This window comes from Bacillus infantis (assembly GCF_008180445.1).
Classification (GTDB): domain Bacteria; phylum Bacillota; class Bacilli; order Bacillales; family Cytobacillaceae; genus Bacillus_AB; species Bacillus_AB infantis_B.
This window is the reverse complement of record NZ_VTER01000014.1, coordinates 1-23,040: the sequence shown is the minus strand read 5'-3', so window position 1 is coordinate 23,040 and position 23,040 is coordinate 1. Positions and strand designations below refer to the sequence as shown.

Annotated in this window: 23 protein-coding genes, 1 pseudogene and 1 riboswitch; of the genes and pseudogenes, 16 read left to right on the top strand and 8 right to left on the bottom strand. The window is 46.1% G+C overall.

The window, feature by feature from the left end:
• Positions 1-51 precede the first annotated feature (51 nt).
• Both FZD51_RS21925 and FZD51_RS21920 read right to left on the bottom strand, forming a co-directional pair.
• Positions 52-1,242, bottom strand: a complete 1,191-nt coding sequence (locus FZD51_RS21925) for a chromate transporter (protein WP_148976697.1) — start codon at positions 1,240-1,242, stop codon at positions 52-54.
• A gap of 23 nt (positions 1,243-1,265) precedes the next feature.
• Complete coding sequence (locus FZD51_RS21920; RefSeq protein ID WP_148976696.1) at positions 1,266-1,574, bottom strand: PadR family transcriptional regulator; 309 nt, start codon at positions 1,572-1,574, stop codon at positions 1,266-1,268.
• Between the two features lie 202 nt (positions 1,575-1,776).
• Between FZD51_RS21920 and FZD51_RS21915 the strand changes: the two genes are divergently transcribed.
• From FZD51_RS21915 to FZD51_RS21895, 5 genes are all read left to right on the top strand, one after another.
• Positions 1,777-2,094, top strand: coding sequence for a YckD family protein (locus FZD51_RS21915; protein ID WP_148976695.1), 318 nt, complete (start codon positions 1,777-1,779; stop codon positions 2,092-2,094).
• A 372-nt stretch (positions 2,095-2,466) separates the two neighbouring features.
• Positions 2,467-3,081, top strand: coding sequence for a protein kinase family protein (locus tag FZD51_RS21910; RefSeq protein ID WP_148976694.1), 615 nt, complete (start codon positions 2,467-2,469; stop codon positions 3,079-3,081).
• Between the two features lie 71 nt (positions 3,082-3,152).
• Positions 3,153-3,491, top strand: a complete 339-nt coding sequence (locus FZD51_RS21905; protein WP_148976693.1) for a hydrolase — start codon at positions 3,153-3,155, stop codon at positions 3,489-3,491.
• A gap of 91 nt (positions 3,492-3,582) precedes the next feature.
• Positions 3,583-3,912 carry a four-helix bundle copper-binding protein gene (locus tag FZD51_RS21900; protein ID WP_148976692.1) on the top strand — a complete coding sequence of 110 codons (330 nt, stop codon included), beginning with the start codon at positions 3,583-3,585 and terminating at the stop codon, positions 3,910-3,912.
• 261 nt (positions 3,913-4,173) lie between these two features.
• A complete protein-coding gene (locus FZD51_RS21895; RefSeq protein ID WP_148976691.1) occupies positions 4,174-4,539 on the top strand; it encodes a rhodanese-like domain-containing protein in 366 nt (121 codons plus the stop codon).
• 44 nt (positions 4,540-4,583) lie between these two features.
• Here FZD51_RS21895 and FZD51_RS21890 read toward each other — a convergent pair whose 3' ends face one another.
• Both FZD51_RS21890 and FZD51_RS21885 read right to left on the bottom strand, forming a co-directional pair.
• The gene (locus tag FZD51_RS21890) at positions 4,584-5,576 is read right to left on the bottom strand and encodes a sensor histidine kinase (protein WP_262381052.1); all 993 of its coding nucleotides are present in this window, start codon (positions 5,574-5,576) and stop codon (positions 4,584-4,586) included.
• 42 nt (positions 5,577-5,618) lie between these two features.
• Complete coding sequence (locus FZD51_RS21885; RefSeq protein ID WP_148976690.1) at positions 5,619-6,320, bottom strand: LytR/AlgR family response regulator transcription factor; 702 nt, start codon at positions 6,318-6,320, stop codon at positions 5,619-5,621.
• Between the two features lie 165 nt (positions 6,321-6,485).
• Here FZD51_RS21885 and FZD51_RS21880 point away from each other — a divergent pair, with 165 nt between their 5' ends.
• The 5 genes from FZD51_RS21880 (at position 6,486) to FZD51_RS21860 (ending at position 13,503) form a co-directional block, all read left to right on the top strand.
• Positions 6,486-7,235 (top strand): ATP-binding cassette domain-containing protein, encoded by a 750-nt coding sequence (locus FZD51_RS21880; RefSeq protein WP_148976689.1) that lies wholly within the window; start codon positions 6,486-6,488, stop codon positions 7,233-7,235.
• Positions 7,225-8,391: an ABC transporter permease gene (locus FZD51_RS21875; protein WP_148976688.1), complete on the top strand. Its 1,167-nt coding sequence runs from the start codon at positions 7,225-7,227 to the stop codon at positions 8,389-8,391. The genes FZD51_RS21880 and FZD51_RS21875 overlap by 11 nt, the downstream gene beginning before the upstream one ends.
• Before the next feature lie 157 nt (positions 8,392-8,548).
• Positions 8,549-9,760, top strand: coding sequence for an MFS transporter (locus tag FZD51_RS21870; protein ID WP_148976687.1), 1,212 nt, complete (start codon positions 8,549-8,551; stop codon positions 9,758-9,760).
• Between the two features lie 291 nt (positions 9,761-10,051).
• The gene (locus FZD51_RS21865; RefSeq protein WP_420886293.1) at positions 10,052-12,379 is read left to right on the top strand and encodes an immune inhibitor A domain-containing protein; all 2,328 of its coding nucleotides are present in this window, start codon (positions 10,052-10,054) and stop codon (positions 12,377-12,379) included.
• A gap of 263 nt (positions 12,380-12,642) precedes the next feature.
• Positions 12,643-13,503, top strand: a complete 861-nt coding sequence (locus tag FZD51_RS21860; protein ID WP_148976685.1) for a YihY/virulence factor BrkB family protein — start codon at positions 12,643-12,645, stop codon at positions 13,501-13,503.
• A 42-nt stretch (positions 13,504-13,545) separates the two neighbouring features.
• Here the strand turns inward: FZD51_RS21860 and FZD51_RS21855 are convergent, their stop codons facing one another.
• Positions 13,546-13,860, bottom strand: a complete 315-nt coding sequence (locus tag FZD51_RS21855) for a DUF948 domain-containing protein (RefSeq protein WP_187445863.1) — start codon at positions 13,858-13,860, stop codon at positions 13,546-13,548.
• Between the two features lie 199 nt (positions 13,861-14,059).
• Positions 14,060-14,161: riboswitch (purine riboswitch) on the top strand.
• Between the two features lie 134 nt (positions 14,162-14,295).
• Here FZD51_RS21855 and FZD51_RS21850 point away from each other — a divergent pair.
• Both FZD51_RS21850 and FZD51_RS21845 read left to right on the top strand, forming a co-directional pair.
• Positions 14,296-15,591 carry an NCS2 family permease gene (locus FZD51_RS21850; protein ID WP_148976683.1) on the top strand — a complete coding sequence of 432 codons (1,296 nt, stop codon included), beginning with the start codon at positions 14,296-14,298 and terminating at the stop codon, positions 15,589-15,591.
• Positions 15,592-15,756: 165 nt separating this feature from the next.
• Positions 15,757-16,377, top strand: coding sequence for a nitroreductase family protein (locus FZD51_RS21845; RefSeq protein ID WP_148976682.1), 621 nt, complete (start codon positions 15,757-15,759; stop codon positions 16,375-16,377).
• Between the two features lie 44 nt (positions 16,378-16,421).
• On the opposite strand, the gene FZD51_RS21840 is transcribed toward FZD51_RS21845, so the two are convergent.
• The 3 genes from FZD51_RS21840 to FZD51_RS21830 all read right to left on the bottom strand — a co-directional run bounded on the left by FZD51_RS21840 (position 16,422) and on the right by FZD51_RS21830 (position 18,451).
• Positions 16,422-16,982, bottom strand: a complete 561-nt coding sequence (locus FZD51_RS21840) for a helix-turn-helix domain-containing protein (protein ID WP_148976681.1) — start codon at positions 16,980-16,982, stop codon at positions 16,422-16,424.
• A gap of 76 nt (positions 16,983-17,058) precedes the next feature.
• Complete coding sequence (locus FZD51_RS21835; RefSeq protein WP_148976680.1) at positions 17,059-17,802, bottom strand: STAS domain-containing protein; 744 nt, start codon at positions 17,800-17,802, stop codon at positions 17,059-17,061.
• Positions 17,792-18,451 carry a cobalamin B12-binding domain-containing protein gene (locus FZD51_RS21830; RefSeq protein WP_148976679.1) on the bottom strand — a complete coding sequence of 220 codons (660 nt, stop codon included), beginning with the start codon at positions 18,449-18,451 and terminating at the stop codon, positions 17,792-17,794. The genes FZD51_RS21835 and FZD51_RS21830 overlap by 11 nt, the downstream gene beginning before the upstream one ends.
• Before the next feature lie 537 nt (positions 18,452-18,988).
• Between FZD51_RS21830 and FZD51_RS21825 the strand changes: the two genes are divergently transcribed.
• From FZD51_RS21825 to FZD51_RS21810, 4 genes and pseudogenes are all read left to right on the top strand, one after another.
• On the top strand, positions 18,989-19,690 hold the full coding sequence (locus FZD51_RS21825) for a response regulator transcription factor (RefSeq protein WP_148976678.1): 702 nt from the start codon (positions 18,989-18,991) through the stop codon (positions 19,688-19,690).
• Positions 19,680-21,080 (top strand): sensor histidine kinase, encoded by a 1,401-nt coding sequence (locus FZD51_RS21820; RefSeq protein WP_148976677.1) that lies wholly within the window; start codon positions 19,680-19,682, stop codon positions 21,078-21,080. Before FZD51_RS21825 ends, FZD51_RS21820 begins: the two co-directional genes overlap by 11 nt.
• A 792-nt stretch (positions 21,081-21,872) precedes the next feature.
• Positions 21,873-22,019: pseudogene (locus FZD51_RS21815) on the top strand (IS5/IS1182 family transposase); the annotation flags it as partial.
• Between the two features lie 133 nt (positions 22,020-22,152).
• Positions 22,153-23,040: IS1182 family transposase (locus FZD51_RS21810; RefSeq protein WP_148976676.1), on the top strand; the 888-nt coding region annotated here is incomplete at its 3' end.

The following is a 23,040-nucleotide window of genomic DNA, read 5'->3' as shown; positions in this document are numbered from 1 at the left end:
GCGGGAATCCCCCGCTGCCTCTTTTTTTCTTGTTCAACTGAAGTATTGCACCTAGAGAAGCCCTAATAAAGCACCGCCGGCTGCGCCGGTTAGTACGACGATCCATGGAGGAAGCTTCCAGTAGGCAAGCATGGCAAAAAGGATGCTTGCGAATGCGAAGTCTGCCGGCTCCAGGATGGAGCTCGTCCAGATTGGGTTATAGAAAGCAGCAATCAGGATGCCTACCACTGCAGCATTGACCCCCATCAGTACACTGGCAGCCTTCGGATTGCTGCGCAGACTGGCCCAGAATGGCAGTGCGCCGGCAATCAATAAAAAGGCAGGGAGGAATATAGCGGCAGTCGCCAGGAGGCCGCCCTGCCAGCCGCTGATTACGGCTCCGATATAGGAAGCAAAGGTGAAAAGCGGGCCCGGCACTGCCTGAGCAGCGCCATATCCGGCAAGAAAGGCTTCTTCTGTCAGCCAGCCGCCCGGCACAAACTCCCGCTCGAGGAGGGGAAGGACAACATGTCCGCCGCCAAATACGAGTGAGCCGGAGCGGTAGAAGCTGTCAAACATAGCAATCCAGTTTAAAGAAGTGGCTTCCCGCAGAACCGGAAGTATGATGAGCAGGCCGAAAAATGATGCCAGTGCCGCTGCGCCTGTCTTTTTTGAAATAGGAAAAGGCATTGGTGCCTTTTCTTCCTGCGAGTGGTTTTTATAAAGGATAAAACCGGCTATTCCCGCGGCTAAGATAATCGAAATCTGCGAAATGGCAGTTTGCCACAAAAGAGCTGCTGTCAGGGCAAGAAGGACGATGGCCTTCCTTGTCAGATCAGGTGCAAGCTTGGACGCCATGCCCATGATGGCATGTGCGACCACAGCAGTTGCTACAATTTTCAAACCATGGATCCACCCGGAATCGGCTGCGTCCAGTCCATCCATGAGAAGTGCGAAAACAATCAGTGCTATAACGGAAGGAAGGGTAAAGCCTAAGAAGGCAAGAAAACCGCCGATCAGGCCTCCTCTGGCAAAACCGATCCCCATGCCTACCTGGCTGCTTGCAGGGCCGGGCAGGAACTGGCAAAGAGCTACAAGATCAGCATAGCTTTGCTCATCCATCCACTTCCGCCGTCTTACATACTCTTCATGAAAATAGCCCAAGTGGGCAATAGGCCCGCCAAATGATGTCAGGCCAAGCTTGGCTGAAACTAGCAGTATCTCAATAAAAGTATGAATGGTATATTTACTTTCTGTATTCATCTTTTCTTCTCTCCTTCCGTTAATCAATCTTTGATTTCTTTAAAAAGCTCATAAGCCTTTTTCCTGGCTTCTTCCAATACTGCCTGCCCTTTTGGGGTAGCACCATAGTACTTTCGGATTTTGCCATCCACATTCCGGTTTTCCTTCATAAGCAGGCCATCTGCTTCCATTCCGTGAAGAATAGGATACAATGTGCCGGAGCTTATCGAGTAGCCATGCTCTTTCAGCTCTTCAAGCATCCATGCCCCATAGATCGGTTCTTCCAGGGCATGGTGGAGGATGTGGATCTGGATAAAGCCAAGGAACAATTTGCGCAGAATTTTATCTTCCACTTTCCCAGCCTCCTCTCCTAATATTGAAGTTCAATATCGGTAATCGATATCGATAGTATAACAATATCTGAATGGAATTTGAGTGTATTTACATATCCTTTACAAAGAGAAAAGGGAATGAAAGATTCACTCTAATTTTTTCCATTCATGGATTTGTTTATTTGAGGTAAAAATAAATCCAAACATAAAAGGAGTGAAGATCATGTTAAAAAAGCTTAGCATCATGCTACTCTGCGCACTTTTTCTTGGGCAGGCTGCCGGGATGGTACAGGCAGAAGGTACGGACAGCGAACAGCGGAAGCAGCTGACTGAGGCGCAGGTGAAGGAAATAGAAGCGCTCCAGATGGATGTCCTGGAGGGAAGGAAAAAAGTAATCATGAAGTATGCGGAGTTTGGTGCAATTACTGCTGAGCAGGCACAGGAAATGGTGAAGCATCTGGAAAAAAGGCACGAGAAAATGAAAGAAGAAGGCTTCATGCCTCACTGGCTGAACCGAAAGCACTGCCCGCATTGCCATTAATAGATGGCTTGTGGAGGCTGTTTGACTTAAACAGCCTTCTTTTGTAAAATAAGTCTATATAAATTGATTTCCTTTTTTAAAGGGGAGTAGCAGAAAAGCACAGCCGTCAATACGGGCAATAGCCCCGGCTATGCTGGCAATCTTCGAATTGTTTGCGAGACCTTTACCACGTTTGTTTGGTATGGGTCTCTTTTGATTATAGAGGCATTATGACCAGGCAAAAGGTCATGATGCCTTTTTTGTCGTTTGAATAGTGCTCTCTGGTTATTAGCATCAGCTAGACTATTGAGAGAAGTTCGGGAATACATCTTTACTAGGAGGGGGCAGGCTCTGCCATTTTGCAGAGTCTGTAAAACAGGAGGAGGAACTTCTATGCCGCAGAAAAAGTATAAAAGGCTCGCTGAAAGCGTCCTTATTGCCGAAAATCCGATCAGATATATACAAAAAGACGAAGCCCTCCTTCATGCTGGAACGGGCAGAAGTGCAGCTGTTTTCAGGATTGCCGGGACCGAAAGGGCACTCAAGGTATTTGCCCCGGCTTTCAGTCATATTGCCCTGGAAGAGGCTGAGATTTATGGGAAGCTCGATGGGGGTATGTTTTACCCGCGTTTGCATGAAAAAGGGGATAACTATATTGTTATTGACTATATTGAAGGGCAAACCTTTTTTGAATGCCTTACAAATGGAATCAAAATCACTCCGGACGATATTGCAAGAGTGGATGCGGCGCTGGAGCTTGCCCGTGCTAAAGGGCTGAATCCTTCTGACATCCATCTCAGAAATCTGTTTAAAACGGCAGCTGGGGAAATCATGCTGATCGATGTGGCAAGATTCAGGCAGGCCAGCTTCTGCAGGCAATGGGAAGACCTGAAATATTTTTTCTGCAAGTTCTATTTCAAGCCTTTGTTTCCAAAAAGGTTTCCTGAACCAGTATTAAATGGGGCAGCTTATGTGTATAAAAGGCTATTGAAAATGCGCAGCTGCTGACGGGAATGGGCAACTCTGGTTTAGCCATGGGTTTCTGTGTGGTAAAGGCATAAAAAAAGCCAGGAGTTGAGATGATGGAAGAGAAGAAAGATTATTATATTGATATCGAGAATGGCCAAATTCATCCGGGAAAAGCAGAAGGAGAGGACTGGCAGTTCAGGGTCTTTGCAGATGACGAGGAAATCCACCAGCTGGCAAAATATCTAAATATCAACTATAATGCGGATTTAAAAACATTCGTACGCTCGCATATCCCTTTCCTTGAATATCATAAAGACCCTCAGAATGATGAATATGATGCCACGATTGAACAGGCATATGCTCTGATCTACCAGCTTGGAGATGAAGAAGCAAGGGCGCATGTAAAGAGCATGGGCATCTTATCCGAGGAAGAACTTAACAGACGCTGATGACATCCAGGCGGCCGGAATTTGACTGCCTGTTTGTTTTGTTTCTATTTAAAGTGGTATCAGAGTAGAAAGATAAAATGGAGGGATTCAATTGGCAAACTCAGTTTATGAAGAATGTATACAGGCCTGTCTTGAATGCATGGATGCATGCAATATGTGCTTTGATGCCTGTCTGAAGGAAGAGGATGTAAAGATGATGGCCCGCTGCATCAGGCTTGACCGGGAGTGTGCCGATTTTTGCGCGTTCGCGGCTAAGGCTATGCAATCTGACAGCCCATTTGCAAAACAGATCTGCGCTGTCTGCGCCGATATTTGCGAGGCATGCGGAGAAGAGTGCAAAAAGCACGATCATGAGCATTGCCAGAGATGCGCAGATGCCTGCTTAAAATGCGCTGAAATCTGCCGCAGCATGGCAGCATAAAAGGAAAGTGCAAAACTGTTTTGGCTCCGGGCAAAATGCCAGCTGAGCCTGGGACAGACATTTGAAGTGTAAAAAAACAGATCTTATGATCATCTGAAAAAGCCGGGCTGAACCGGCTTTTTTCATGGAGAAAAAAGTACAGGCAGCTGCAGACATTTGAGTTGATTTTATACCTGAAGGCGTATATGATCGAAGTGCCGATACACCAATCTAATGTGAAACTAAGGGAAATATCACCAACTTCAGTGAGGTACAAAAAAGATGATATATATGCTGATCGTTTTCTTGTTTTTGCTAGCGGTTCCTTTCTACAATCGTTATATTCCAGTCCTCAAGGTGCCGTGCCGCAGGGTGGATGAAATTCCCGGGGACCATGTGATCCTTGATATCAGGGATTACAATGAGGGCTATGAGGAACGGATTCCGGGTGCTGTGAATCTTCCTGTCCCTTATATTGTCCGAAATCTTGATGACATCCCTGCAAGGAAGATCCATCTTATCTGCGCTTCCCCGCTGGAGCGGAATATGGGAGTCCGTCTGCTTCAAAAAAATGGCTTTCAAGTAGCAGGGTTCACCTTGTCCAATAAAAAATGTGCCGGAAAGGCGCTGGCCTGCTGCCATAAATAGTAAAGGAATCCCCCCATTGTGCGAATGGGGGGATTTCCTGCTGACTAGGAGATATGCGGAATCTTTATTTTAACTTCAAAAGAATGCCCTTTATGGGTATAATCCAGGAAGCCATTGTAGGAAAGGACAATATCTTTAATGATTTTTGTGCCAAGCCCTTCATGCTCACCTTCCTTAGTAGACATGCCGAATCTTTCAAACAAAGAGTCTATGATGGACTGTGGGACAGGCAGCGTACTATTGGAGCAGGTCAAAATCATAAGTCCGCTTCTTTTGTAAAATTGGAGCCTTGCGTATGCATCTTCCAAGCCGGAAGCTTTATAGGCAGCTGCAGCCTCAATGCTGTTGGACAGGATATTGCCGGCTAATGCGGCAATATCCTCATCTTTCATGGGGAGAGAAGAAAGGGGAAGCTCCAGATCGTAGTGGATGCTTACGCCTTCTGCAGAGGCCTCTTTTTGCATATGGTGCAGCACACCGGCAACAGGGCCGTTTTCCCCTTTGATGGCCAGATTCACTTCTTCATATCCGGACAAGAGCCCCCCGAAATACGCTTTTGCTTCGCTGAATTGCCCTTTATCCAGCATATATTGGACAGCCGAGACATGCTTCAGGAAATCATGCCGCTGCTTGCGAACAGCGAGATAGGTATCATTGAGCTGCCGCACCTCCATCTCCTTTTCTTTGAGGCGTGCACCTGATGATAAAATGATCTTCCCGCTGTACCATCTGGCTGTTTCTGCCAGCACTGCTGCTCCTGCTGCAGCTGCAATAGCAGCCTTTGAGCCGGACAGGACTGCAGCCAGAAGGACTAGCAGCTGAAAAACCAAAAATAACGCTCCAAGGGCTGGGTGGAAGCTGGAGGAGTTCAGTTTTACCGAAAAGAAAAGGATGGCAGAAAAAATCATGAATGCCAATGCACCTGTCATCAACGGCTTCCACTGCGGTGCCAGGAGTATAAAGCAGCCGGCTCCGGCAGCGGATAATAGCACCGAATACAGGAGGGCAGGCGCTGAGCTGTTTATCTGAGAGCGCAAAATCCATCTTCCCCTTTTCAACTAAAATAAAGGCATAGCCTGTTAAAAATAGTGATCCTGCAAAAAATCTATCTTCTCTTTTGTAATCATTGCCTTCTCTGTTGTCCCATCAAAAAAAACAACATAGGAGTTTTTGGCGTACAAAGAAAAGTTCTTTACATAATGGATATTGATAATGAATGAACGGTGCGAGCGGATAAAATCTCTTTCACGGAGCTCGCCTTCAAGCTCATTCAGCGTTTGGTATGTTTTAATTTGTTCCTGCTTTGTATGTATGGTGGTTGATCGGCCGGAACGCTCAATAAAGATAATATCTTTTTTCTGGATGATATGGATATCGCTTTTTTGCCTGAGAAACAGCCGGCCGGAAATTTCCGGTGTCCGGCTTTTTTCAATATATCGGAGGACGGCTTTTTCAAGCCTGTCTTTTGTGAATGGCTTCATAATATAATCATGGACATTCAGTTCAAAGGCATGGACCGCGTAGCCGCTCGTGCCAGTCACGAAAATGACGGCAATATTGAGGGCATATGTATGAATAATATCAGCCAGTTCGTATCCTGAAAGGCCAGGCATTTCAATATCCGCGATCAGGAGGTCGATTTCCTCTCTTTTGACCCGTTCGTAAGCTTCCTCTGCAGAGGTAGTTGAGAAAACAATCTCTGCCCCTTCCATGCTGGACAGGATTCCATACAGTTTGTCTAAATCTATCGGCCGGTCATCAACCAGTCCCACTCTTATCATAGTTTCGCCTCTCGTCAATGAAATTACGATTCTATTTTACCATCTATTGGACAGAAAACATCCTTTTCACGACATGAAATGGCATTTTTGCGACAGAATCGAAGCGGTGATGCGATCAGACAGGTAAGATTAAGCTACAAAGAGAGCAGGAAAGGAGCAAAAAAGATGATCGAGATAAAGGAAGTAACGAAAAGATTCAAAGATAAAAAGGTGCATGTCACTGCACTGAAGCATATATCACTTTCAGTAGGTGAAGGCCAGGTGGTCGGCCTCCTCGGTGAAAATGGAGCAGGGAAGACAACACTGCTGAGGACGATTGCCACATTGTACACGCCGACCGAGGGTGCCGTTTCAGTCGGCGGCTTTGATACCGTTAAACAGCCAGATGAGGTTAAGAAGCGTATGGGCGTTCTGTTTGGCGGGGAAACCGGATTATATGACCGCCTTACCGCCAGGGAAAATCTTGAGTATTTTGCATCTCTTTACGGTCTTGGCCGCCATGAAACAAAGGTCAGAATCGATGAGCTTGCAGTGATGTTTGGCATGAAAGACTATCTGAACAGGAAGGTAGGGGGATTCTCCAAAGGGATGAGGCAAAAGGTTGCCATTGCGAGGACTCTTATCCATGATCCCGAAATCATCTTGTTCGATGAACCGACAACCGGCCTTGATATTACTTCTTCAAATGTATTCAGGCAGCTTGTCAGCTCGCTTAAAAGGCAGGGGAAAACAATCATCTTTTCCAGCCACATTATGGAGGAAGTGAAGATGCTCTGCGACTCAGTGGTCATGATCCATAAAGGTGAAATGGTTTATAAGGGCGGACTCGAGGATCTTTACCGTGAAGAGGGAAGCTCAGATTTGAATTATATTTTTGAATCAAAATTGGTGAGGGGGAACGATTATGCTTCGTAATATTTATATAAAAGAAATGAAGGATATCTTAAGGGACCGGAGGACATTGCTTTTGAGCGTATTGCTCCCGATCCTCCTGCTGACGGGCCTTACCTTATTTTATGAGAAAATGATGTCTGATGATGGTTCAGAAACCTATACCCTTGCCATCAGCGATGCTGCAGGCGAAGAAGCTTTGGAGCTCGTATCAGGCATTCCTAACCTTGAGGTGAGCGGGTATGCCAATCCCGGGAAGGCTGTAAAAGACGGGAAGGCGCACGCAGCCATTGAATTCAGCGGCCAATTCTTTGAAAATCCTGAAGGCGGGGAGCCGGGTACCGCAGTCATCAAAGGTGACTCTCTCAGCCAGAACTCTGCTTATGTGATGTCACAGCTTGAAGGGGCTTTGAATGCGTACAGCGATGCACTGGTTTCGGAAAGGCTGACAGCTGCAGGGGTGGATCCACAAGTTATTCAGCCGATCGATGTTCAGGTAACTGAAATCAATAATGAAGATGAAAATGCCGCTTCTGTCGGAATACTTGCGGGCTTCCTGCCTATGGTCATCACAATTGCAATCGCATCCGGCGCGTATCCTGCCGCTTCAGACTTATTTGCAGGCGAGAAGGACAGAAAAACAATGGAAGCATTGCTGATGACACCGGTCAGCAGGATCAAGCTTCTGTTTGCCAAATGGCTCGCAATCTCCACAATCGGCATGATTGCAGGCATTGTATCAGTAGCAGCAATTGTACTGGAAACCATTTTCCTGACCGAAAAACTCAAGGCTGCCCTGGAGTTTGGGGACAATACGTTCACGATTATCGCTGTGACGATTGTGATCACCCTGCTGTTCGCCTTGTTCATGGGTGCCCTGCAAATGGTCGTCAGCATCATTGCGAAGACGGTAAAGGAAGCGCAGAATTATATTTCACCGATCATGATGCTTGCAATTGTGCCGACTCTATTCCTGAGCGGCGTAGGCATCAATGAATTGACTATGAAACATTTTCTGATCCCGTTTGTGAACATCCATGCGCTGATCAATGAGCTGCTCCACGGGAGTGTCAATATGGAGAATATCCTTCTAACACTTGCAAGTACGGCTGTCTCTATAGTGATTGTGTTCATCTTCTCCCGCTCATTATTCCTTAAAGATAAATGGGTGCTGAACTGATATAGATTCAGAGAGGGCGCTGCAGCTGCAGCGTCTTTTTGTTTGTTTTTCAGGCATTGTGGAAAATAATATGAAAATCTGTTTTCAATATCAGATTATTTCGGTATGATAATATTTAGTATAGCGAAATATTCAAAAGACGAAAGAAGTGGAGTGGATGAATCAGGAACTGGCAGCAAAAAGAAATTTAATGATTATGTGGTTTGCCAACTTTTTTGTGGCAGCCAGCATGACAATGGTTTTGCCTTTTATCTCTTTATATATAGAAACCTTCGGCGACTTTTCAGAGGAATATGTCCAGCAATGGTCAGGATGGACCTTTGCAATCACTTTTGTGACTGCTTTTCTTTTTTCACCGATTTGGGGAAGGATCGGGGATAAATACGGGCGAAAAAAGATCCTGCTTATCTCAGGTTTTGGCATGGCTGTCTCTATCTTTATGATGGGATATGTCACTAGTGTATGGCAGCTTTTCATGCTTCGATTGTTTATGGGGATGTTTACGGGCTTTATTTCCCTTTCCCAGGCGTTCATTTCCACTCAGACGCCGCAGCGGATTGCAGGAAGGGTCCTCGGCACCTTGCAGACGGGAAGCATAACCGGTTCGCTGCTTGGCCCGATGCTCGGAGGGGTCCTTGCTGACTCTCTCGGATATGCGACAACCTTTCAATGGACCTCGATTTCCATTTTTATCTCGGCAGTTCTTGTTATTTTTACGAAAGAATTCAAGGTTGAACTCAAAAAGGGTTCCAAAACGAGCTATTCCAGCAAAGAGGTCATCAGGCATATAGCGGCAAATCCGGTCCTTTTGACTGTGCTTTTCATCAGCATGCTCATTCAGATTGCCCACTTCAGCATCCAGCCGATACTATCTTTGTATGTGAATGAACTTCACGGCCATGAGAACATTGCTTTCTTCTCGGGGATTGCCTTCTCAGCAGCCGGCCTCGGAAATCTGCTTATGGCAAGAAAATGGGGCAAGATCGGTGATCAGTCCGGGTATCTGAAGGTGCTGGTATTTCTGCTGTTCATGGCGGCTATCGTTTATCTGCCAGGAGCTTTTGTAACGAATATCTGGCAGCTCGTGGTCATCCGGTTCCTCCTGGGCATTGCCATTGGCGGAATCATCCCTGTCAGGATTGCCTATATCCGCCAGGAAGCGCCTGTCAGCATGCAGGGAGAGGTGCTGGGCTATAATACAAGCCTTCGTTTTCTCGGGAATATTATCGGGCCGGTTCTTGGCGGCTTCCTTTCCGGATATTTCGGGTTTTCGTCTGTCTTTTATGTAACAAGCTTTTTATTGCTGATAAGCGGCGTGCTTCTCATAGCAGCTATGAACCGGAATCCTGAATTAGCGAACAACCATTAGACTCTCCTTTCAGGGGAGTTTTATTTTTCTTTTAAAAAAATATTAGAATAATTTATCAATCAGTAAGGTTTTATAATAATCCATTTATATCTGATATTTATTGGGGAAACTAGGTATTTTAAATTATATGAATATATAAATAATAGTGCGAATGATTCATTGTTCGAGCCTCGAAATAAAAGTATACTCGTTATTAGACAATTTAGACTTCAAGATTTGTCAGAATACTTAGAGGGGGCTATCATATTGAAAAAAAGAAGGAAGGCCGCTTCTGCTGTATTGGCTGCAGCCATGGGGCTGAGCGTATTTTCAGCCGGTGCATTTGCACCTGCCCAAAAAGCTCAGGCTTATGATGCTGTATCCAGCCCATATGCAGGAGCGCAGGCAGATTTAGGCATCGCCAATGATGAAAGATTAATAGAGCTTTTGAAAAAGCAGGGAAAGATTTCGAAAAACGCTACCCATTCAGAAGCTGATAAGGCACTAAAAAAATTCCTGAAGGCCAAAGCAGAGAATGCAGCTAAGGTTCCAGCCGGCAAAGTAGGAAAAGAGCTTAATGTCTCTGAGCAGGAAAAAGGCAAACCAGGAAACGGATTGAAAAACGGCAAGGGCAATAAGCTTGGACAAGCTAAAAAGGCTCATGTTGATCCGGTACAAAAGGAAAATTATGAAGGAGATACAAGAGAAGATAAAGTTCTTGTCCTTGCCATCGAGTTCCAGGATTATAAGCACAGCTCCATTACGAAAGAAGAGTCTGATATGTTCTATGAAGATTATCCTTTAGAACATTTTCAGGATATGATTTTTGGGGAGGAAGGCTATGAAGGGCCTTCAGGCCAGAACCTCGTATCCATGAAGCAGTACTATGAACAGCAGTCCGGCGGCAGCTATTCGGTGGATGGGGAGGTTGCCGGCTGGTACACAGCCGATCACCCTGCAAAGTATTACGGAGAAAATGTGCCTGCACCGGATGGGAATGATAAGGCTGCCAGAAGCCTTGTGATGGAGGCATTGAATAAAGCGGCGCAGGATCCGAATGTGAACCTGACTGAGTATGATCAGTGGGACCGTGACGATTATGATGGAGACGGCGTTTATAATGAGCCGGACGGCCTTATCGACCATCTTATGGTCATCCATGCAGGTGTTGGAGAAGAAGCAGGCGGAGGCTCCCTTGGCGGGGATGCCATCTGGTCTCACCGTTCTAAACTTGGATCAGGCCCGGTAGCGGTTAAAGGAGCTAAATCCGACAGCGGCCGCTGGGGCGGCGTATTGGGAGCCTGGGACTACACGATTGAACCTGAGGACGGGGCAGCAGGTGTGTTTGCTCACGAATACGGACATGACCTAGGCCTGCCTGATGAGTATGACACACAATATACAGGGCAGGGAGAGCCGGTAGCCTACTGGTCGATCATGTCAAGCGGAAGCTGGGCAGGAGATGTTCCTGGTACAGAGCCTACAGGATTCAGTGCCTACGCGAAACTGATGCTTCAGAACTGGCATGGGGGCAACTGGCTTACTGGTGAAACCATTTCATCTGAGGACGTCACCTCCAAAGGAGTGGAAGTTCTCCTTGATGAGGGCGTAACCAAAGGGAAAAATAATGACGCGGTCAGAATCGATCTTCCGCAGAAAGAAAATATCGTCAATACACCAGCGAGCGGTTCCTATGAGTATTTCAGCGGCAGCGGCGACGAGCTGAATAACTCAATGACGGCTGCAATCGATCTTACCGGCGCTTCGGAGGCTGAGCTTTCCTTCAAGGCCTGGTATGACATTGAAGAAGATTGGGACTACGCTTCAGTCCAGGTCCGTGAGCAGGGGACTGAGGAATGGGTATCCATTCAGGGCAATCTTACAACCGGTACAGACCCGAATAACCAAAATCCGGGCTTTGGCATCACAGGGAATTCAAATGGGTGGAAGGATGGCAGCTTTGATCTGTCTGCATTTGCAGGCAAGAAAATCGAGGTTAAATTCCATTACTACACAGATGTTGCTGCCACAATGCCAGGTTTCTATGCGGACGATATCCTTATAACAGCCGATGGAAAGGAAGTCCTGAAGGATGATGCAGAAGGAGAATCTGCATTTTCGCTGGAAGGATTCACTAAAGACCAAGGGAAATTTTATTCAGACCATTACTATCTTCTTGAATGGAGATCTCATAATGGAGTGGATGCAGGACTTGCCCATGTGCGCCGCGGCGACAGCCTGATCAGCTATGATAAAGGCCTTGTCGTATGGTATGTCGATGATTCTTTCACAGATAACTGGACTGGCATTCATCCGGGCGAGGGATATCTCGGCGTTGTGGATGCAGATCAGCATGCATTGAAGTGGAACGACGGTTCAGTTGCCAACAACCGCATCCAGATGCATGATGCAGCCTTCAGCCTGAACAAATCAAGTAAAATGCTGATAGAGTATTTAAACCAGGGGCTGAGCCTGAAGGACAACCAGACAAAGCAAACGCCGTTGTTTGACGACAGTGCTGACTACAGCAATCCAGGTCTCGCAGATGTGGGCCGGAAGGTGCCTCAGGAAGGGCTTAAATTCCGTGTTACAGGAGAAAGTGCTGACGGAACAGTCGGAAAGGTCCTGATCTTTAAATAATCATTTTTGAATCCAGCCTGAAGCCAGGCTGGATTTTTTGTTATTAAGGAACTTATGAAATTTGTACAGTTGACGCGCGCAATAGTGAATTCCTGAGCATGGCCTGCAGTGCATGCTGAGGTAGCCATAGCAGGTTCCCTCCTAATTATCTTTGGTAATACATTGGAAAATAGAATAAGGCGGTTAGAGGACGCTGTTAGGGGGAAAAGGACAATAAATCATAACCCCATTTAAGCGGGCTGGCAGGAGTTGATGAATCACAAATGAAAAAAATGATAGCGTATTTAAAAAAACTGGGAAAGGAAATAAAAGAGGACAGGGCAACAGGACTTGCAGCTGAGCAGGCATATTATTATATGCTCTCCATTTTCCCGATCCTCATTCTGCTGCTGTCCATCGTGCCTTATCTGAATATTGATCCGCAAAAGGCCATTTCCTTTCTGCAGACCGTCATGCCTTCCGAAACTGCAGCTGTGTTTGAAGAAAATGTCGTGAACATAGTGACACAGCCGAGCGGCGGGCTGCTGACTTTCGGTATCATCGGTACATTATGGTCGGCCTCCAACGGAATGCAGGCGTTCATACGGGCGATGAACCAGGCATTTGATGTCGAGGAGACCCGTTCCTTCATCAAGGCAAGACTCATTTCGATCGGCCTTACACTCGGCCTTATTTTTTCCCTGATCGTTGCCCTGGTTCTTCCTGTATTCGGAAATGTAATTTTGGATCTTGTCCAATCTTTCATCAATATCCCGGATGAATTGCAAATCCTGTTTTCGGTTTTGAGATGGGTTGTCGCCATAATCGTCATAGCGGCTGTACTTTCTGTCCTATACAAGCTGGCGCCGAATAAGCATTATCCTTTCAAGCATGTTATACCGGGAGCGATTGCAGCAACCGTCATCTGGCAGCTGATCTCCCTTGGACTTTCCATCTATATCGGCAATTTTGCCAATTACTCAGGTACTTATGGAAGCCTTGGGGGAGTCATCGTGCTTATGCTCTGGTTCTATCTGACAGGGCTTACCCTTGTGGTAGGCGGCGAAATCAATGCTATCTATCACCGGGAGCGGGTAAGCCCTACGGCACGCGCAAAGGAAAAGGCTGCCGCTTACTTCAACTGAAGCATAAAAAAAGGAACCTAGGAGGTTCCTTTTTTTTTTGGATTAATTAAACTTGTTCACATAAGGGATGCGCTTCGTCCAAAGCTTTTTAAACAGCTTTGGGGTTTGCTTTGCCTGCACAACTACATGTTTGACCTTTTCCTTTTTCGTCTGGATATCCTGCTGGATTTCCTTTTGGTGAGCCGTGAGCTCAGTTGTCTGAGTTTTAATGTTCTCAGTCTGTTTCTGCAGCCTTGAAGCTGTCTCTGTCAGGTTTTGGATAGCGGGCTTGGAATCCTTATAAATTTTAAAGGCGCTGATGCCGAGATAAATAAGGGCTCCGGCAAAAATGGCTAAACTGATGTAGACGATGATCAAATTCTGCACCTTCCTTTCTTTATCTATTTAGTCCTTATCACTTTAATACCCATTCTGCTCCGGGTTTAACAGTGAATATGCACTGCAGTTCTGTAAAATTCAACCAAGAGACGGTGCAGGCCCCGAAAACGATATCAGTAGTCTGAATTTATTTTTAAATTGACGCTTCCGGATTCTGCTTGTTAGAATGGCAACATTATATTCATAAAATATTTATTACTGTATATGTCCGGAAATAAGGTCTGGACGTTTCTACCAAGCTGCCGTAAATGGCTTGTCTACAGGTTAAGCTTTTCCCCGTATTCTTTTTTGGGGCTTCCTGTATATTTGCGCCGCGGCTTCGCTTGTAAAAGCGGGGCTTTTTTTGTTTCAGTTCTGGACAACAATAAGCCTAAAGAGAAACAACTTCAAAAATAATTCTGCAGGAGGAGCCAAATGTCCAATTTCTTTCAATTCACTCTAAGAGGCACCACATATAGACAGGAGACGGTTGCCGGCATCACTACGTTCTTATCCATGGCTTATATCCTGATCGTCAATCCTATTATCCTGAGCCAATCCGGGATGGATAAAGGAGCTGTTTTCACAGCTACAGCTCTTTCTGCCATCATTGGTTCGCTTTTGATCGGCCTGCTTGCCAATTATCCTATCGGGATAGCGCCAAGCATGGGACTGAATTCGTTCTTTACTTTTTCTGTATGCATCGGGATGGGAATTCCCTGGCAGACAGCCTTGACAGGCGTATTTGTATCTGGTGTGCTGTTTGTTATCTTAAGTCTCCTGAAAATCCGCGAAAAAATCATTAATGTCATTCCCGGGGACCTGAAGCATGCCATTGCTGCGGGAATCGGCTTCTTCATCGCTTTTATCGGGCTGAAAAACGCCGGACTGATTGTGGGAAATGAAGCAACATTCGTATCGATCGGCGATCTGAGATCACCTGCTGTTTTATTGGCTGTTTTCTGTTTTATCCTTACTGTCATCCTGCTTGTAAAGGGAATAAAAGGTGCAATCTTTTATGGAATGGTCGTTTCTGCTGCTGGGGGCATGATTTTTGGGGTGATTGAGTCTCCAACGAAAGTGGTTGGGCCTATCCCAAGCCTCGGACCGACCTTCGGGGAAGTGTTCCTGCATTTGGATCAGGTGTTTACGCCGGAAATGCTGGCCGTCATCTTCACATTTCTGTTTGTCGCATTCTTTGATACCGCCGGAGCCCTTATTGCAATTGCCAGCCAGGCGGGACTGATGAAAAATAATGAAATCCCGAACGCGGGCCGGGCGCTGCTGGCTGATTCTGCTTCTACGGTTGTTGGTTCCGTCCTCGGAACTTCCACGACAGCATCCATGATTGAATCCAGCTCAGGTATTGCGGCAGGGGGCAGGACCGGATTCACTTCTGTTATCATTTCCGGGTGCTTTGCCATTGCTTTGTTCTTTTCGCCGCTGCTCGGTGTCATTACGGCTGAAGTAACCTCTCCGGCCCTTATCATTGTGGGGGCCCTGATGGCATCCGAAGTGCGGCTGATTGACTGGACCAGGCTTGAAATCGCCATACCTGCGTTTGTAACGATCCTTATGATGCCGCTCACCTTCAGTGTTGCAACAGGGATTGCGTTAGGCTTCATATTATATCCGGCCGCAATGCTTGCCCTGAAAAAAGGAAAAGAAATCCACCCGATCATGTACGGGCTGTTCGCGGCCTTTCTGGCATATTTCGTCTATCTTGCCTGATGGGAATAGGGAGCATGCTGCCTGGATATAGTAAGGGGGCCGCTGTGAGCGGCCTCTATTGCTATATTTTGCCGCTGTCTGAAGTGGAGTTGCTTGACGGTAAATATTTTCTCATTATAATATCGAGGTTGTATGAACTCGATTCTTTTTTAGGAGTGAAACTTAATGGCACAGCAGACAGCAGATTTTTTTGAAATAGCAGCCGGGCGCAGGTCCGTTAAAAATTATGACCCAGAAAGCAAGCTTACGAAGGGTGAAGTGGAAGAGCTTATTGAATTGGCTGCAAAAGCGCCGTCAGCATGGAATCTGCAGCATTGGAAATTCCTTGTTTTTCATGGTGGGGAGGCACAGCAGCGCCTGCTGCCGATCGCTTACAACCAGCAGCAAATCGTGGAGGCCTCAGCTGTTTTTGCCGTGCTGGGGGATTTGGAGGCAAATAAAAACGCTGAACCGGTTTTCAGCCAGGATGTTTCTGACGGCCTTATGACGGAAGAAATCAAGCAAATCCTCATCAAGCAGGTTGAAGGAGCTTATAAAGATAAAAGTAAAGCCAGAGATGCAGCATTCAGCAATGCTTCACTGGCGGCCATGCAGCTGATGCTGGCAGCAAAAGCAAAGGGCCTGGATACATGCCCGATCGGCGGCTTTAATGTGCCGGCATTTATTGAAGAGTTCAGTGTGTCAGACCGTTATGTCCCGATCATGCTGATCACTGTCGGAAAAGCAGCAAAGCCGGGACGGCCAACCAACCGTCTTGCCGTAGAACAAATATCAGAGTGGGTTTAAGGGCCGCATGCAGAAGGACGACGCTTTTTGAGCATCGCCCTTTTTTATGTATCGGCGTCTGTCGAGGAGATTCCTGTGGAGGCAGTGGCTGCACCGATAATTTTGCCTTCACCGTTCAGTAAAGGGCGGGCAAAAACGACATAGGTCAATTCTCCATCTGAGAGGGGAAATGTAATCTCCTCACGAAAACTCTGTCCGGTTTCAATCACTTTCTGTTTGAGCTGCATAAGCGCCCGGGTCCCGCTGTTGTCGGCCAGCTCATCATCACGCATTCCAATCGACTCTTCTGAAGAAAAGTCAGCATGAGGATTGAATAGCCAGGTATATCTTAAATCAAGATCGCAGTGGGCAATGACCATGGGGGCCTGCTCCATAGCAAAACGGAAGGGACTCTCATCTGCAAGAATGAAAGTGGAGGGGTGAAAGTCAAGGATGCTGGCTATTTTCTGTCTGATTTCTTCACTGGGATTTCTGTCTCCATTCTCAATCTGTGCATAATACGCCCTGTCAATGAAGGATTTAGAAGCAATCTCCTCCTGTGTCATTTTTTTTCTTTTTCTCAGTGTAGTCAGCCAAGTCCGGGCTTTTGATTTCTGTTTTTTCATAAGTTAACACACCATTTCCTAGGTTAGCAGTGATGTTGAGAGGAGGGCCTCAGTGAGGCCCTCCTCTCATTTTTCCTTATAATCCTTTTTTTATAGCTTTATGCAGGCTATTGATATATTTGGCTTCAAGCTCAGGGAAATTATTATGGATGGTTTTTGCCTGCTCAGGGTTGATGCCGATCAGGACGGATTCTGCACCCAGCAGACTGAATTGTGAAAGGAGCTGCTGAAAAAGGATCAGCCCGTGACGCGAGATGCTGCCGACACCGTTGAAGTCAACCAGGATACGATTTACATTCGAATCATGCAGGAGGTCAAGCAGCCGGTCTTTATTCTGGTTGATCAGCTGTTCTGAGAGCTCTCCAAAGAGCGGGATGAGCACAAGTTCATCTGAAATATGGATGAATGGGCTGGAAAGCTCAAGCACCTTTCTGTAAGACCTTTCAGCAGTCTCCTTGCTCTCAAGAAGGTCGAGATTTGTCTCAGCAAGCCGCTGCCTGTGCTTTTCCACTTGGCCGGCAAGGATATTTATCTTATCATCTTCCTCAATCAGCAGAAGGTGTGCAATATCCCCGTTCCAGCTGATATGCACTGTAACTAAAGCAAAAGGGGAAGCGTGGGTCTTCATATTCAGCTCTGTCCGCCTCTTCATTTTATTCAGGAGGACAGTCTTCGCTTTTTTTGCACTTTCGTCATCAATCAGCTCCAGCAGATTTCCGGCAGGCAGGAACAGGCTGTCCGCCTCAGCAGAGCTTTCGAGGATATCAAGTTTTTCATTTATTTTAAAATAGGGAAGTGGCAATAGCTTATTATCTTGCATTCAATTCCTCTCCAAAAGGTAAAGTTGGAATCCACTGCTCAATGTCTATGAGCTCTTTCAACAGCGTCGTTTTGCTGGAGCAATGGCTGGTAAAATCGTAATATTTGAGCAGCCGGCCCCCGACAAATACTTCAGGCGAGTGCGTGAGGCTTTCAAGTTCTTTTACATAAATGGAAAGCTTCTCGGCATGATTGATCATGGTAAAGGACAGTCCTATTACATCGGGCTGCCACTCTTCTGCCGACTCTTTGCCTTTCTCTAAAGGAACATTCGGGCCAAGCAGCCTTGTTTCCCATCCTTTTTCTTCAAAGATGATGGCTGCCATCTTCAGGCCGAGAAAGTGCTGTTCATTTTCAAGGCAGAAAAACATCGCTTTCCTTCCTTTTTTCGGCTGGACTTCCCTGGAAACCTGATGCCTGTATCGTGATAGCACAAAATCACATGTTGTAGTGGCCAGATGTTCATCGGCAACAGAGATGTCATCATTCTGCCAAAGCTCGCCGACCCGCTGCATGGATTTAGTAATCAGCTTTTCAAAAATTTCAAGTGTATTGGCTGAATGCTTGTGATGTCCATATATAATTTCCCATGCTTCATCCTGGTCTCCTGACAGCAGGGCATCAGTAAGCTGTTTTGCGTATTGTTCCATTATGACCACCTTCTTCGATAAATATTGGTCGCGTGGCAAGGAAGTTCTGTCGGCTGTTCCTTCGCTGTTGCTCCTGTGCCAAGTCTGTGGAAGGTGGGAGTTCAGCTCTGAAAATGTGTTAATATAATTATATTTTAAGGGCTTAATAAAGAAAATAAATTAAAGTATTGAAAGTCCGGGTACTTAATGTTATTCAGTGTAACATATTTCTGTCCTTAATGCGGGATGCAGGATTTTACAGCAATATATTTATTTTATCTAATTGGCGAAGCTGGAAACAACTCTGATGCATTCTCCAAGTGTGGCTCTCCTGCACCATACAGGAAGGTGAAAGATTCTACAGGGGCCGAGGAATTGGATATAGAGAATTTTTTGGTTTAATATGAGTATAAAAGCCCGGAAGTACAGGGAGGATGCCGAGCATTGATGTGCATCCTGATTTCTATCGTTTTATCAGAGATTCGGCTGCAGTCTGTACTGATGTGCTGCAGAGTCTCATTATATTAACGGGCGGTTGTCCGGGGATGGTGAATGAGAATGAAAATATTGGTAGTTGAAGATAATGAAAGTGTCTGCTCGATGATTGAAATGTTTTTTATGAAAGAAGGCTATACAGGCAGGTTTGTCCACAGCGGCCAGGAGGGCTTTGATGCGTTCAATAAAGAATCATGGGATCTTGTCATCGTCGATTGGATGCTGCCTGTCATGGATGGTGTTACACTCTGCCGGAAAATCAGGGAATTGAGCACAGTCCCCATTATCATGCTGACAGCGAAAGACAGTGAATCAGACCAGGTGCTCGGCCTTGAAATGGGAGCGGATGACTATGTGACAAAGCCATTCAGCCCGCTTGCCCTCATGGCGAGGATCAAGGCTGTAACAAGGAGGTACCAGGCTGATTCCTCCAAGCAGGAGGAGGCAAACTATATCTCAAGCCAGTTTTTCAAAATCAGCAAGGATACGAGAGAAGTGCTCTACAAAGGCCAGCCTCTGAATAATCTCACGCCAAAGGAATTTGACCTGCTTTATTATTTTGTAAAAAACCCGCGGCAGGTCTTTTCCAGGGAGCAGCTGCTGGACCGGGTGTGGGGATATCAATTTTATGGGGATGAGAGGACAGTCGATGTGCATATCAAGCGCCTCCGCAAAAAGATCGGCACCACAACCCAGCCGTTCATCCATACGGTATGGGGAATAGGCTATAAATTTGATGAATCGGAGGCCGCAGGTGAAAATTAAATATTTCTATCAGCTCCTGATCAGCCATATCAGCATCCTGATCATGGCTTTCCTGCTATTGAGCCTGCTTTTCACCCAGTTCGTCCAAAATTATGTTTTTCAAAATAAGACGGAGGAGCTGAATGCATATGGCGAACAGGTGCTGAAGGAGCTTTCTGTCAGGCCGGTGGGCAATGAGCGGTTTCTGGAAGAGTACAGCAGGCTGCTGAGGGCGCGCAATATCAACTATTATCTGTTTGACGCGAATTACGGTGTCATCTATCCCCAGACGAGGGGGCTCAGCTTATTATTCACAGAAGAGGAGCGGCAAAGGCTTGCCGGCGGTCATTCAATCTCAATCAAGCATGACATCAAACGCTTTGAGCAGGAAGTGACCCTGGTAGCTATACCCTATATGCATGACAGCAGAATGACAGGGGGAATTCTCCTCATGTCGCCGATTAGCGGTGCACTCCAAATGGCCAGCCAGCTGAATAAATTCCTGCTGTATACCATCATCATCAGTCTGACTGCGACAATTCTACTGAGCTGGGTGCTGTCCAAAAATCTCCTCAAACGCATTAAAGAATTGAGGAATGCGACCTCGATGATTTCCAAGGGGGACTATAATGTTAATATCAAAAACACCCAGTTTGATGAAATAGGGGAGCTTGCAGAAGATTTCAACCATATGGCCGCAAAGCTCAGATCCTCCAATGAAGAAATCGAACGGCTTGAAAACAGGCGGAGAACGTTCATTGCAGATGTATCACATGAAATGCGGACGCCCCTCACGACCATCAGCGGCATGGCAGAAGGCCTGAAGAACAATCTCATACCTGAGCAGGAAAAGCAAAAGGGCATGGATTTGATTGACCGGGAAGCGAGAAGGCTGATCAGGCTTGTGAATGAGAATCTTGATTATGAGAAGATCCGCTCCAACCAGATCAAGCTGGACATCGGCAATATCCAGGTACTGGATCTGTTTGAAGTAGTAAAGGAGCAGCTTGATATCCAGGCTGAAGAAAAAGGGATTGAAATCGTGCTTGATGCAGATGAGGAGCTATATGTAAAAGCAGATTATGACCGCATCATCCAAATCATCATCAATATTGTCAAGAACAGCATCCAATTCACCGATGGGGGAACTGTGTGGCTGAGAGGGCGGAAAGGGGATGAAGAAACTGTCATTGAGATTGAAGACACTGGGATCGGCATCGATCCAGGGGAAATTGAATCGATCTGGCACCGTTTCTATAAAGCCGATCTGTCAAGGACAAGCAGCACGTTCGGAGAATTCGGGATCGGCCTTTCCATCGTCAAACAGCTCGTCCAGCTTCATAATGGGGAAATTGAGGTGGAAAGCGAAAGAAATCGAGGGACGCTCTTTAGGATCAGATTTCCGAAATGAAGTGGTGTGACGCCGTTTTCGCAAAGGATGATAGGGGGCAAGACTTCTGATTTTGCTGCTGGGTCATGCATCCGGAGTGCGGCTGGGGTACAGGAACAGTCGAAGGGAAGCCAAGTCATGCATCCGAGAGCCCGGTTGAGATACATGACAAGTTGAAAAAAGCCCAGTCATGTATGCGAGAGCCGGGCTGAGATACATGACCAGTTGAAAAAAAAGCCCAGTCATGTATGCGGGAGCCTGTCTGGGGTACATGACCAGAAGAAAAAAAGCCCAGTCATGTATGCGGGAGCCGGGCTGAGATACATGACCAGTTGAAAAAAAGCCAAGTCATGTATGCGAAAGCCCGTCTGGGATGCATGGCCAGAAGAAAAAAAGCCCAGTCATGTATGCGGGAGCCCGTCTGGGGTACATGACCAGTTGAAAAAAAGCCAAGTCATGTATGCGGGAGCCGGGCTGAGATACATGACCAGTTAAAAAAAAGCCCAGTCATGTATGCGGGAGCCGGGCTGAGATACATGACCAGTTGAAAAAAAGCCCAGTCATGTATGCGAAAGCCCGTCTGGGATACATCGCCAGATGAAAAAAAGCCCAGTCATGCATCCAAGAGACCAGATGTGCTCACGTGACCAGCTTTTTCGCAGTAGTGACATAATATCCCAATAATCTCCAAACAAAAAACCTTTCCCGCACTGGGAAAGGTTCAGACTGTAGACAAACTCGAAGAAATTCGGGTTTGCCTACAGTCTATTTTTTTATAAAATATAAGATATACCAATGCTTGAGGTGAAAAAAATGCTGACTAAGAATAATTCAATCCAACGGGATCAAATTGAAATGATTGCTCTTGACCAACTTATACCCTCGAACCATCTGGTTCGCAAGGTTGAGGATGCGATTGATTTTTCATTTATCTATCCACTTGTGAAAGATATGTACTCAATAATCTCCAAACAAAAAACCTTTCCCGCACTGGGAAAGGTTCAGACTGTAGACAAACTCGAAGAAATTCGGGTTTGCCTACAGTCTATTTTTTTATAAAATATAAGATATACCAATGCTTGAGGTGAAAAAAATGCTGACTAAGAATAATTCAATCCAACGGGATCAAATTGAAATGATTGCTCTTGACCAACTTATACCCTCGAACCATCTGGTTCGCAAGGTTGAGGATGCGATTGATTTTTCATTTATCTATCCACTTGTGAAAGATATGTACTCCGAAGTCGGCCGCCCAAGTATTGACCCGGTCGTATTGATAAAAATGACGTTCATCCAATACCTATTCGGCATCCGTTCCATGCGCAAAACCATTGAAGAAATAGAAACAAATATGGCTTATCGCTGGTTCCTTGGCTTTGGTTTCTATGATAAGGTCCCTCATTTCTCAACATTCGGCAAGAATTATGAGAGACGTTTCAAAGATAGTGACCTTTTTGAACTGATCTTTTACAGGATTCTTGATGAAGCTACCACCAAAGGATTGATCAAACCTGAGCACGTATTTGTTGATTCCACTCATGTAAAAGCAAGTGCAAACAAGAGGAAGTTTGCCAAGAAGGTTGTACAGAAAGAGACTCGTGCTTATCAGGAAAGACTGAATGAAGAGATCAACCAGGACCGTGAGGCTCATGGGAAAAAACCTTTTCCTCCGGACAAGTTTGAAAAAGAAGAGTACAAGGAAATCAAAGAGAGCACAACCGACCCGGACAGCGGTTACTATGTAAAGGATGAACGGACGAAACAATTCGCCTATTCCTACCACGCTGCAGCTGACCGTAACGGGTTTGTACTTGGTGCTATTGTCACTCCTGGAAATATGCATGACAGTCATATCCTCGAGCCTTTGGTGGAGAGAGTAATTGAGAAAGTTGGAAAGCCTGAAGCTGTAGCCGCGGACGCTGCTTATAAGACCCCTGCGATTGCACAGTATTTGTTAGGAAACGAGATTAAACCAGCATTA